This window comes from Ferrovibrio terrae, from assembly GCF_943371255.1.
Taxonomy (GTDB): domain Bacteria; phylum Pseudomonadota; class Alphaproteobacteria; order Ferrovibrionales; family Ferrovibrionaceae; genus Ferrovibrio; species Ferrovibrio terrae_B.
Genome location: NZ_CALRUC010000009.1, coordinates 1 through 12,115, shown reverse-complemented (window position 1 = coordinate 12,115; position 12,115 = coordinate 1). Strand labels below are relative to the sequence as shown.

10 protein-coding genes are annotated in these 12,115 nt (G+C 60.6%); 2 read left to right on the top strand and 8 right to left on the bottom strand.

Features of this window, described 5'->3' with window-relative positions:
• The first annotated feature begins 61 nt into the window (after nucleotides 1-61).
• Nucleotides 62-1,816, top strand: coding sequence for a glucan ABC transporter ATP-binding protein/ permease (locus AAG799_RS03620; protein WP_341894435.1), 1,755 nt, complete (start codon nucleotides 62-64; stop codon nucleotides 1,814-1,816).
• Nucleotides 1,817-1,941: 125 nt separating this feature from the next.
• Entirely contained in the window at nucleotides 1,942-3,069 is a 1,128-nt protein-coding gene (locus AAG799_RS03615; RefSeq protein WP_341894434.1) for a glycosyltransferase, read from the top strand.
• Here AAG799_RS03615 and AAG799_RS03610 read toward each other — a convergent pair.
• The 8 genes from AAG799_RS03610 to AAG799_RS03575 all read right to left on the bottom strand — a co-directional run.
• A complete protein-coding gene (locus AAG799_RS03610) occupies nucleotides 3,066-3,398 on the bottom strand; it encodes a hypothetical protein (protein ID WP_341894433.1) in 333 nt (110 codons plus the stop codon). The genes AAG799_RS03615 and AAG799_RS03610 overlap by 4 nt on opposite strands.
• 197 nt (nucleotides 3,399-3,595) lie before the next feature.
• On the bottom strand, nucleotides 3,596-5,269 hold the full coding sequence (gene hutU, locus AAG799_RS03605) for a urocanate hydratase (protein ID WP_341894432.1): 1,674 nt from the start codon (nucleotides 5,267-5,269) through the stop codon (nucleotides 3,596-3,598).
• Nucleotides 5,270-5,278: 9 nt separating this feature from the next.
• Nucleotides 5,279-6,040: a histidine utilization repressor gene (gene hutC, locus AAG799_RS03600; protein ID WP_341894431.1), complete on the bottom strand. Its 762-nt coding sequence runs from the start codon at nucleotides 6,038-6,040 to the stop codon at nucleotides 5,279-5,281.
• Nucleotides 6,041-6,143: 103 nt separating this feature from the next.
• Nucleotides 6,144-7,532 carry an amidase gene (locus AAG799_RS03595; RefSeq protein WP_341894430.1) on the bottom strand — a complete coding sequence of 463 codons (1,389 nt, stop codon included), beginning with the start codon at nucleotides 7,530-7,532 and terminating at the stop codon, nucleotides 6,144-6,146.
• Nucleotides 7,533-7,565: 33 nt separating this feature from the next.
• A complete protein-coding gene (locus AAG799_RS03590; protein WP_341894429.1) occupies nucleotides 7,566-8,867 on the bottom strand; it encodes an ArgE/DapE family deacylase in 1,302 nt (433 codons plus the stop codon).
• Nucleotides 8,868-8,889: 22 nt separating this feature from the next.
• Nucleotides 8,890-10,515: an ABC transporter ATP-binding protein gene (locus tag AAG799_RS03585; protein WP_341894428.1), complete on the bottom strand. Its 1,626-nt coding sequence runs from the start codon at nucleotides 10,513-10,515 to the stop codon at nucleotides 8,890-8,892.
• Between the two features lie 3 nt (nucleotides 10,516-10,518).
• Nucleotides 10,519-11,361, bottom strand: a complete 843-nt coding sequence (locus AAG799_RS03580; RefSeq protein WP_341894427.1) for an ABC transporter permease — start codon at nucleotides 11,359-11,361, stop codon at nucleotides 10,519-10,521.
• 2 nt (nucleotides 11,362-11,363) lie between these two features.
• Nucleotides 11,364-12,115 (bottom strand): ABC transporter permease (locus tag AAG799_RS03575; protein ID WP_341894426.1); only part of this gene is annotated, 752 nt, incomplete at its 5' end.

The following is a 12,115-nucleotide window of genomic DNA, read 5'->3' as shown; positions in this document are numbered from 1 at the left end:
CCCATTTGAATTTACGAGCAAGAGCTAGCGGGATGCGCCGCGGTGGCGCATATTTCAAATCATGAGCTTCGTTGCGATCTACGCCCGGGTGCTGGCACTTCTGAAACCCGAGCGGCGCCTGTCGGTGCTGCTCGCAGTGGCCAATATCGGTCTCGCGGGTGTCGGTTTCATTGAACCGATCCTGTTCGGACGCATCATTGATGTGCTGTCAAATTCTGCCGGCCTCTCGCCGGACGAGAGCTGGTCGCAGACCATCGAATTGCTGATGATCTGGTGTGGCGCTGGTCTCGCTGGTATCTTTGCTGGCATTATGGTCGCGCTGCATGCTGATCGGCTGGCCCATCGCCGTCGCCTTGCCGCGATGGGCCTCTATTTCGAGCATGTGCTCAGCTTGCCGGCCGCGTTCCACTCAGCCACACATTCCGGCACGTTGCTGAAGGTCATGTTGACCGGTGCTGACAACCTGTTCGGCCTCTGGCTCGCCTTTTTCCGCGAACATCTCTCCACTTTTGTTGCCGTTCTCGCATTGCTGCCGTTGTCGCTTTATCTGAACTGGCGGCTTGGCCTGCTGCTGATCGGGTTGATTGTGGTGTTTGCACTGGTCAGTGCCATCGTGGTTGCCAAGACCGAAAAAGCCCAGGGCCAGGTCGAGGCCTATCATTCCGAACTGGCGGCCCGGGCTGGTGATGCACTGGGTAATGTGGTGCTGGTACAGAGCTTTGTGCGTCTTGCCCTGGAGGCACGCGAGCTCGCGCTGGTCATGGAGCGCCTGCTCAAAGCTCAATTCCCGGTACTGAATCTCTGGGCACTGATGACAGTGCTGAGCCGCATGGCATCCACCATCACGATCATTGCTATTTTTATGCTGGGCAGCTGGCTTCACCTGCATGGTCAGACCACCGTTGGCGAGATCGTGAGTTTCATGGGTTTTGCAACCATGCTGATCGGTCGGCTGGAAGCGGCGATGGGATTCGTCAGCCGCATGTTCTTCCAGATGCATTCACTCGGCGAATTTTTCCAGGTGCTTGATACTGAATCCGCTGTGCGTGAGAAACCCAATGCTCGTGATATTGGTACTCTCAAGGGTACTGTGGTCTTTGACCACGTCACGCTGTCCTATGATGACAAGCGCCCGGCGGTTACTGATCTCAGCTTTGAGATCGAAGCCGGCAAGACTGTGGCCCTGGTCGGCCCGACTGGCTCGGGTAAAAGCTCGACTATGGCGCTGCTCAGTCGCCTCTGGGATCCACAATCAGGCCGTATCCTGATTGATGGCACCGATATCCGCGATGTGACGCTGGAAAGTCTGCGCCGCAATATCGGTGTTGTATTCCAGGACAGTGCGGTGTTTCACCGCTCGATTGCCGATAACATCCGCGTCGGCCGGCCTGAAGCCAGCGATGCCGAAGTCGAGCAGGCGGCCAAGATGGCTGAGGCGCATGATTTCATCCTGCGTCAGAGCTATGGATACAACACCGTGGTCGGCGAGCGCGGTGTAAATCTGAGTGGCGGCGAGCGGCAACGACTGGCGATTGCCCGCGCTCTGCTAAAGAATCCGCCAGTGTTGATCCTCGACGAGGCGACCTCGGCGCTGGATGCAGCCACCGAGGTGCGGATTCAGAAGGCACTGGACACACTCATGCAAGGCCGAACCACCTTTATCATTGCCCATCGTCTGGCTACGGTCCGGCAGGCCGACTTAATTCTGGTGCTACAGAACGGTCAAATTGTCGAACGCGGTAGTTTTCAGTCTCTGGTGGCCGCCGGGGGGCTTTTTGCCGATTTGGTAAAGACACAGTTTGGCGGAGCGCATTGAGTGCGCGGGCTCTGGCTTTACTTTTACAAACGAACATCTGAATATATTCACGCAAAAAATATATCTGCTGACTGCGGCTTAATACTCCAACCTATCCCACGATGACTCCCCCCCCCGCAAGGCCATTGCGCCTGACCGTTGTGATTGGTTCGCTGGAACGCGGCGGAACGGAGCGGCATCTTTTGCAGGTTTTACCGGGCTTGGCGCGTCGCAATTTCTCGGTCGAAGTCTTCTGCCTCAGCCACAAGGGCTCGTTGGCCGGCGACCTGGTCGAGCACGGCGTAGCAGTGATCGGGCGGGATCACAGGTCCAGCCAGCGTGCAATCCGGATGGTGCAATTGTTGTTCAGCACTTTTTATCTGGGGCTGCGCCTGCTGTTCCGCCGCCCCGACTTTGTCCACTTCTTCCTGCCGGCAGCTTACATTCTCGGTACGCCAATTGCCTTTCTCACCCGCTGTCGCATTCGCGTGATGAGTCGGCGGAGCCAGAACAACTACCAGCGCGCGCAGCCCTGGATCGGTAAAATCGAGCGCACCTGGCATCGCTGCATGACGGCTGTGATCGGTAACTCGGAGAAAGTGGTCAGCCAGCTTGGTGAAGAGGGTGTGTCGGCTGATAAACTGCATCTGATCTACAATGGCGTCGATCTTGCAGCCTTTACCGCCGGGCCGTCACGACAGGCAGCGCGTGCCAGTCTTAACATCACCGAGGGTACTCTAGTTCTGGTTATCGTTGCGAACCTGATTCCCTATAAAGGTCATCAGGATTTGTTGCAGGCCCTCGCACTGGCCAATGCGGATCTACCGGAAGATTGGGTGTTGCTTTGCGCTGGTCGTGACGATGGCATCGGCCCGCGTCTGCAGGATCGTGCGCGATCGCTTGGCCTGGCGAGCCATGTTCGCTGGCTCGGATCGGTCGAGAATATTCCAGCACTTCTGCCGGCCGCGGATATTGGCTTGCTGGTATCGCATGAAGAAGGTTTTTCAAACGCCATTATCGAATATATGGCTGCCGGCCTTCCGGTGATCGCCACCGATGTTGGCGGCAATGGCGAGGCTGTCGGCAGCGGTGAGACAGGCTTGATCGTGCCAGCGCGGGATTCTGTCCATCTTGCTGAGGCAATACGCAGGCTGGCTGATGACAAGGATATGCGCCTGCGTATGGGAGATGCTGGGCGCGATCGCGCGCAGGAACGCTATGCCCTGGGCACCTGCGTCGAGGCTTACATCAAGCTGTATCGCGAGTTGGCCTAGCGCCAGACGCGGCGCAGCCTGTCGGCTTCTGCTGGCGGGGGCTCTGGTGCGGCAACGGGCTTGGGAGTCGCGTCGCGCACAGCCTGGCGTTCTTCCCAAGCCTGACGCAGTTTCTCATGCCCCTCGATGCTTTGTACGGTCAACTCACACTCCGTGGCGATGCTCTGCATCACCATCTTGTCGAGTTTGGCGTAAGTCTTCATGCGGGTAATAACGCAGTCCTCACGCTTGGGCGTGACGCCTGGTGTATAAAAATTCGCATCAGCGTTGCGCGCGGAAGGACGCAATGTGTAGCCGATATAGCCCAGTATCAGAATGACGGCGACCATTCCGCCCGCAGTGATTAGGCGGCGGCGGTCAAAACGTCGCAGAAGGGTTGACGTAGCGATGGTGCTTTCCTCGGGAAATGATACCGCAGCATAGCGTAAAAATACCCCGAGACAGGTTAAGAATTGTGAACGGCCATGGGCTTTGGATTGGCAGATTTCCAATCAACCCGCTGTATGGGCAGCCAGATTTCCCTTTTTCAGCCGGCCAGGAAAGGCAGGGTCAGTCCTTGCTCTCGGGCGCAGTCTACGGCCAGGTCATAGCCGGCATCGGCATGACGCATCACGCCGGTGCCCGGGTCATTCCACAATACGCGTTCCAGGCGTTTTGCCGCTGCCGCAGTGCCGTCGGCAACAATGACGACGCCGGCATGTTGGGAAAAACCCATGCCCACGCCGCCGCCGTGATGCAGCGACACCCAGGTGGCGCCGGAAGCGGTGTTCAGAAGTGCATTGAGCAGTGGCCAGTCGGAAACGGCATCAGAACCGTCCTTCATTGCCTCGGTTTCGCGGTTGGGACTGGCGACCGATCCGGAATCGAGATGGTCGCGGCCGATCACGATGGGCGCCTTCAACTCGCCCCTGGCTACCATCTCGTTGAAGGCAAGGCCTAGGCGATGGCGCTGGCCCAGTCCGACCCAGCAGATGCGCGCCGGCAGGCCCTGGAAGTGGATGCGCTCCCGCGCCATGTCGAGCCAGGTGTGCAGATGCGGATCATCGGGGATCAGCTCCTTCACCTTGGCGTCGGTCTTGTAGATGTCTTCCGGGTCACCAGACAGCGCAACCCAGCGGAACGGACCAATGCCGCGACAGAACAGTGGCCGGATATAGGCTGGTACGAAGCCAGGGAAGTCAAAGGCTTCGGCAACGCCTACCTCCTTGGCCATCTGGCGGATGTTGTTGCCGTAATCGAAGGTCGGGATGCCCTGTTTCTGGAAATCCAGCATGGCACGCACATGGGCCGCCATTGAATCCTTGGCGGCCTTGATCACACTTTGCGGATCGACATCCTTGGCCTTTTCCCATTTTTCCAGTGTCCAGCCGGCGGGCAGATAGCCGTTCAGCGGATCATGGGCACTGGTCTGGTCTGTAACGGCGTCCGGGCGGATACCGCGCTTGACCATCTCGGGCAGGATTTCGGCCGCATTACCCAGCAGACCCACCGAAATCGCCTTGCCGGCTGTCTTGGCTTCATCGAGCAGAGCGAGTGCTTGGTCCAGCGTTTCGGCCCTCTTGTCGAGATAACCGGTACGCAGCCGCATCTCGATTCGAGATGGCTGGCATTCAATCGCCAGCATCGAAGCGCCGGCCATGGTGGCGGCGAGGGCCTGTGCACCACCCATGCCGCCCAGGCCGGCGGTTAGAATCCAGCGACCCTTCAGGTTGCCGCCATAATGCTGGCGGCCCATCTCGACGAAGGTTTCGTAGGTGCCCTGCACGATGCCCTGGCTGCCGATATAGATCCAGGAGCCGGCCGTCATCTGGCCGTACATCATCAGGCCCTTGCGGTCGAGTTCGTGGAAATGCTCCCAGGTTGCCCATTCCGGCACCAGGTTCGAGTTGGCAAGCAGCACGCGTGGCGCATCTTCATGGGTACGGAACACGCCGACCGGCTTGCCCGATTGCACCAGCAGGGTTTCGTCGGGCTTCAGTACTTTCAGGGCCTGCTGGATCTGGTCGAAGGCCTGCCAGTTGCGGGCTGCCCTGCCGATGCCGCCATAGACCACCAGTTCTTCAGGCTTTTCGGCCACATCGGGATCGAGATTGTTGCGCATCATCCGATAGGCGGCTTCGATCTGCCAGTTGCTGGTATGCAGGTCGCTGCCATGCGGACTGCGGATGACTCGGGTGTTGTCGCGACGGTTATCGGACATGGCGGCCTCTTAAAGGTAGGTGCGCTTCGACGTGCCGTCGGCGCGGTAGGAAAAGCGGGTGGTAAATCGATGCGCGTGACCGGGGTGCCACAGCATCGCGGCGGTGACGATTTGGCTGCCCGACCAGGTGCGGCGACGCAGGCGCAGGCAGGGCTCGTTCGCGCTCATTTTAAGCAGTTTGCGGATTCGCGCATCCGGCATGGCTGCCTCGACGATATGCTCGACTTCGGTTGCGGGTGCCGTCTGCATCAGGAATTCATTGGGTGTGATGGCAGTGAAATCGGCATCGAGATAACCGGGAGCGGTGGCTGGATTGACAAATCGATCCTCCACCTGCAGCGGGATGCCATCGGCCATATGCACCAGTACGGAATGATAGACGGGGGCGTTGGCATTGAGGCCGAGATCGCGGGCGATATCCTGGCGCGCCTTCTCGGCGTTCAGCAGTTCGACGCGTGCGACATGGCGCTGGCCACGCTCGGCGATTTCCTCGGCAATATTACGCAGCTCGACAAGGTTGAAGATCGGCCGCTTCTCGGCAACGAAGGTACCGGTGCCCTGCACCCGCACCAGCAGGCCCTCATGGGTCAGTTCGCGCAGCGCCCGGTTCACCGTCATGCGGCTGACCTTGAGCTGTTTGACCAGGGCGCTTTCCGATGGCACCTGGTCGCCGGCGCGCCAGTCGCCGCCCTCGATATGCTTGACGATGAATTCCTTGACCCGGCGATACCGCGGCGTCGGCCCGTTCTGCGTGGCTGCTGACCCGGACATCGGTTTCCCTGCCCCTGAAATGTGACCAGGGCCAGTATAAGTTCAATTGTATATACAAGTCCAGCCGGGCTGGATCAGGACCGCCAGCCCGGTTGACCGATGGTCACGGTTCCGGCCAGGGACGCAGGGCCGGGCGCATCTGCTCATAGATATGAGCCATGCGCAGTACGCCGGCATCGTCAAATCGCCTGCCGGCGATCTGCAGGCCGATCGGCAGCCCATCGTCATCATAACCGGCGCAAATCGAAGCCGCCGGTTGTTCCGATTGGTTGAACGGCGCGGTGAAACGGATGTGCTCCGATTTGAATTGGGGGTCGTTGCCGGGCGCGGCTTCCTCGGCGTCGTAGGCGGTGATCGGCGAAGTCGGGGTCAGCACATAATCGTAGGGTAGGGTGGCGGCGACCGTGGCTTCACGCAGACTGAAGACCTGGCCGAGGGCCCGCATGACATCGACGGCGGTATAGCCCGCCGCCGAGCGACACCAGGCCGCGATATAGGGCAGCACCTTCGCCTGGCGCTCTGGCGGCATGGCGGCGAAATCGGTATAGGCGCGCGACTGGAAGAAGGTGTTGAGGCCGTCGGCCATTGCCGGGGTCATGAAGGACTTGATCGGCTCGATGACCGCACCGGCCGACTCGAACAGCTTGGCGGCTCGCTGCACGGCATCCTTCACCGCCGGCTGAACCGGGATACCCAGGCCCGCGTCGAGCAGCAGGCCGATCTTCAGGCCTTTCACCTCGCCATCCAGCAGCTTGGGATAGTCCTGTTCCTGATAAGGCAGCGACATGTAATCACGGCCATCCGGCAGGGTCAGGTGGTTCATCAGCAGAGCGCTGTCCATCACCGTGCGCGTCATTGGACCGGTGACCCGTCCGAGATAGGGCGGATTGATCGGAATACGTCCCAGGCTCGGCTTCAGCGCGAAAATACCATTATAGGCGGCGGGCAGGCGCACGGAGCCACCGATATCGGTGCCGAGCGCGAGCGGGCCATAACCGGCGGCGATGGCGGCACCGGCGCCGGATGACGACCCGGCAGTATTGCGTTTCAGATTCCACGGATTGCGTGTGGTGCCGTGCAGGCTGGAAACACCCGACGCCAGCATGCCGAAATCCGGCATGGTGGTCTTACCGAGGAACACGCAGCCGGCTTCGCGCACGCGGGCTGCCGGGGGCGCATCCACACTGCTCGGCGCCAGAATCGCGGCTGCCGTGCCCACCGGCGTGGGCACGCCCTTGCTGGCGATATTCTCTTTCAGGGTAATCGGCACGCCGTCCAGCGGGCTGAGTTGCTGGCCCTTGCGCCAGCGCTGCTCCGAGGCTTTGGCCTGCGTCAGGGCACCCTCGGCGTCAATGACATACATGGCATTGATCTTTGGTTCCCATAGTTCAATGCGCTTGAGCGCTGCCTTGGTCGCTTCCACCGGCGAGATGGCGCCGGTGCGGTAGCCCATCCAGAGATCATAGGCACTCAGGTTATGCAGCTCGGTCATAGCGGCCTCGTGGTAAACGATTTTTTTATATGTTTAGAGACGGTTCACGCCACACCAGCGCGCAGTGAAGGTGGCCAGAACGCTGGCAACTTCCATCATGCTGTCGATCGACACCCACTCGTCGATGCCATGGATATTGGCAGCTGTCGGGCCATAACAGGTGGCCGGGATATTACCGTAGAGATTGAAAAAGCGCGCATCGGTGGTGCCGGTGAAGGCATTGAACGCGACATCGCTGCCCGTGACGCTGCGATGGCAATCCGCCAAAGTGGTCACCATGGGCGTGTTGATGTCGAGCACGAAGCCTTCCGCCTGAAATCCTTCGTAGATTACCTTGTATTCAATGCTGTTGTTCTGTGGGTGCTTACGGTGCGCCTCAGCGAAAAGTTTTTCGACGGTCTCGCGGACCTCTGCCGGGGTGATACCAGGATAGAAGCCGAGGCGAATGTCGGCGCGACAAGCGGTCGGCACCGAGGAAGCCCATTCACCGCCCTGAATTTTTCCGAGATTGAAATTCACCGGATGTTCGTGCGCATGGTACTCGGCATGGCGACCTTCCGGCGCGTTCCACTGATGCTCCAGTTTTTTCAGCTCGCCGAACATGTAGAGGGCGAAATCAATAGCGGCGACGCCGGTATGGGCCACCGAGGCATGCACTGGCTTGCCGGCCACTTCCAGCGCCAGCCACATCACGCCCATCTGGGCATGCATGATACCGTTGAAAGGTTCAGGGATGATCGCGGCATCGGCTCGATAGCCCTGCACCAGGCAGGCGAGCGCCCCGTTTCCAGTGCACTCCTCTTCCACCACTGACTGCAGGATCACTTCGGCGGCCGGTTCGACCCCGAGTTTTTTCAGCGCCTTCATCGCGATGATATAGGCGACGATGCCCGACTTCATGTCGCCGCCGCCGCGGCCATAGAGCTTGTCACCCTCGATCCAGGGTTCAAACGGCGGCTTGGTCCACAGGGCTTCGGCGCCGACCGGTACCACGTCGATATGACCGTTGAAAATCAGTGATTTTCCGCGCGTGCCCCGGCGTGGCTTATGGATGCCGACGATATTGTGGCGGCCATCATAGGAGACGATAGACGGTGAGTAACCCGGATGGCTTTTGAGTTTGGCTTCGTCGATGGCGAATTCATCGATCTCAAGGCCCATTGCCTCGAAAACGCTGCGTACCAAATCCTGCGCACTTTTCTCGTCACCCAGCAGCGACGGGCAGCGCACCATATCAGCCAGCAGATCGGCGGCCTCACTGCGCAGGCTGTCGACCGCATTCTTGATATCCGTCAGGTCGACCTGATCAAGAAGTGCTGACATCGCATCCTCCACGCGGGATTCCAGGGAGATTGGCCTAACTGGCCAGTTCGGCCTCCAGCCAGTCGCGGCCCGGTAGGGCCGCAAACAGCTGCTTGGTGTACTCATGTTGCGGCGAAGCGAAGAGTTTCGCAGTTTCGGCAAACTCCACGATCTTGCCGCGCTGCATCACCGCGATACGATCACACAGCCGGGCAGCTACGCGCAGGTCATGGGTGATGAACAGAATGGCAATGCCGAACTGGTCGCGAATGTGCTCCAGCAGGTCGAGCACCTGGGCCTGCACCGAGACATCGAGCGCCGATACAGCTTCATCGGCGACCAGGATTTCCGGCTCCATGGCCAGGGCGCGGGCAATCGCCAGACGCTGGCGCTGACCGCCGGAGAACTGGTGCGGATAGCGGTCCAGCGCATTGACATCGATGCCGACGATATTCAGCAGCTTGCGGGCGCGTTCCAGCGCTTCAGCGCGCGAGACGCCGTAGTTCAGCGGACCCTCAATGATCGACTGCGCCACGGTGCGGCGCGGGTTGAGGGACCGATAGGGATCCTGGAACACCACCTGGATGCGGCGGCGGAACGGGTGCAGGGCGCGCACGCCAAGATGGGCGATGTCGGTATCGTCCAGCATTACCTTGCCGCCGGTCGGGTCGATCAGGCGGGCGACACAGCGTGCCGCTGTTGATTTGCCTGAACCGGACTCGCCGACGATACCAAGTGTCTGCCCCTTATACAGGTCGAGCGCGATGTCGTCCACGGCACGCACTTCGCGCGTACCCTTGAACATGCTGGTGGTGACATAGATTTTCTGCAGATGCTCGGCGCGCAACACCGCTTCGGTGGTGATCGGCGTGGCTTCGCGTGGTCTCAGGCGAGGCACGGCCTTGATCAGCATCTTGGTATAATCGTGCTGCGGCCGGTAGAGCACGTCTTCGGTCTTGCCGCTTTCCACCACCTCGCCATAACGCATCACCACCACACGGTCGGCGATATCGGCAACGACGCCAAAATCGTGCGTGATGAACAGCACGCCGGTGCCGCGCTCGCGCTGCAGGTCGCGTAGCAGCTTCAGGATCTGCGCCTGTGTGGTGACGTCCAGGGCCGTGGTTGGCTCGTCGGCAATCAGCAGGGCAGGCTGAAGGGCCAGTGCCATGGCGATCATCACGCGCTGGCGCTGACCGCCCGAGAGCTGATGCGGATAGGAATTCAGCAGGCGTTCCGGATCGGGCAGATGCACATCGGCAAACAGCTGCTGCACCCGCTCTTCGGCACTGATACCGCGGCCCTTCCAATTATGGGCCTTCAGCAGTTCGACCACCTGCTCGCCGACCCGATGGACCGGGTTGAGCGCGGTCATGGGTTCCTGGAAGATCATCGACATGCGGCTGCCACGTAAGGCGCGCAGGCGGGCCTTGGAAGCCTTGCGCAGGTCTTCGCCTTCCAGACGGATCTCACCGCTGACAATCGGCAGACTGCCCAGCCCCATCACGGTGCTGGCGGTAACCGATTTACCAGAACCGGACTCGCCAACCAGGCAGACAATCTCGCCGGGCAACACCTCGAAACTGATATCCTGCACCGCCAGGCTGCGGTCGCCGCCCTTGGGCAGGGCAACGGACAGGTTTTTGACACTGAGGACCGGTGCGGTCTTGGGCTCTGACATGGTTCAGGCTCCCAGCCGCTTTTTCATGCGCGGGTCCAGCGTGTCGCGCAGGCCATCACCCAGGATGTTGACGGCCAGGATGGTGACAGCCAGGAAGCCGCCGGGGAACAGGATGATCCAGGGCGCGCGCTGAAACACGCCGCGACCTTCGGCGATGATATTGCCCCAGGTGGGAATTTCCGGCGGCAGGCCGGCACCGAGGAAGCTGAGGATGGCTTCCACCAGGATGGCGGAAGCGCAGATGTATGTTCCCTGCACGATCAGCGGCGCGAGCGTATTGGGCAGGATGTGCTGGATCAGGATTTTCACCGTCGGCGTACCGAGGCCGACGGCCGCCTCGACATAGGGTTCCTCGCGGATCGACAGCACGACGCCGCGCACCAGGCGGGCAACGCGGGGGATTTCAGGGATCACGATGGCAACGATCACGGTGAGCAGCGAGGCGCCGCTGAGCGAAACCAGTGCAATGGCCAGCAGGATGCCGGGAATTGCCATCACACCATCCATGGCGCGCATGATCGGTCCGTCGAGCCAGCGGATGTAGCCCGAGACCAGGCCGATCACCAGGCCGATGGAGATGGCGATACTGGCCACACAGGCGCTGACCAGCAGGGAGATGCGGGCGCCATGCACCACACGGGTCCAGACATCACGGCCCAGCATGTCAGTGCCCATCATGAACTGGTCCGACGGGCCGCGCAGGCGGAAGCGCGGCGCAATGCTGCCGGGGTCATGTCCGGTCAGCAGCGGTGCCAGCAGGGCGACGATCAGCAGCACCAGCAGGATGCCGCCACCGATCAAGACAGAAGGATTGCGAAAGGCCGCATGACGAAAGACTTGCCGCATGGTCAGTAACGAATCCTGGGATCAAGCAACACATAGGCGATGTCGATGGCCAGATTGATCAGCACATAGACACCGGAGAACACCAGGATGATACCCTGAATGATCGGATAATCGCGGCCGAGCACGGCATCCACCACCAGGCGACCGATACCGGGGATGTTGAACACGGTTTCCGTGATCACCACGCCGCCGATCAGCAGGGCAAAGCCGATGCCGATCACCGAGACGATCGGGATGGCGGCGTTACGCAGCGCATGGCGCACCAGCACCACATGCTCCTTCAGGCCTTTGGCATGGGCGGTGCGGATATAGTCCTCGTTCAGGACCTCCAGCATCGCCGTGCGCGTGATGCGGGCGAACAGCGCAATATAGATGAAGCTGAGCGTTACCGTCGGCAGCGCGATGCGCTCGAGGAAGGCCGGCAGGCCATCGCGCAGCGGAGCAAAGCCCTGGGCGGGGAACAGGTCGAGCTTCATCGAGAAGACATAGACCATGATATAGCCGAGCACGAAGACCGGGATCGAGAAGCCGGCCACCGACAGTGCCATGATGCCACGGTCAAACCAGCTGCCCTGCTTCCAGGCGGCCAGAATGCCCATCGGCACGGCAACCACGATGGCAAAGATCAATGTGGTGAGCGCCAGTGACATGGTGGGTTCCACGCGTTGGCCGATCATGGTGGCCACCGGCTGTTTCGACAGCACCGACTTGCCGAGATCGCCCTGCGCAAGCTGACCGATCCAGGTGATAAACT

Coding starts and splice junctions, on each gene's coding strand:
- AAG799_RS03620 (WP_341894435.1), top strand. CDS start 62: ATGAGCTTCGTTGCGATCTACGCCCGGGTGCTGGCACTTCTGAAACCC.
- AAG799_RS03610 (WP_341894433.1), bottom strand. CDS start 3,398: ATGGTCGCCGTCATTCTGATACTGGGCTATATCGGCTACACATTGCGT.
- hutU (WP_341894432.1), bottom strand. CDS start 5,269: ATGTCCGATAACCGTCGCGACAACACCCGAGTCATCCGCAGTCCGCAT.
- hutC (WP_341894431.1), bottom strand. CDS start 6,040: ATGTCCGGGTCAGCAGCCACGCAGAACGGGCCGACGCCGCGGTATCGC.
- AAG799_RS03595 (WP_341894430.1), bottom strand. CDS start 7,532: ATGACCGAGCTGCATAACCTGAGTGCCTATGATCTCTGGATGGGCTAC.
- AAG799_RS03585 (WP_341894428.1), bottom strand. CDS start 10,515: ATGTCAGAGCCCAAGACCGCACCGGTCCTCAGTGTCAAAAACCTGTCC.
- AAG799_RS03580 (WP_341894427.1), bottom strand. CDS start 11,361: ATGCGGCAAGTCTTTCGTCATGCGGCCTTTCGCAATCCTTCTGTCTTG.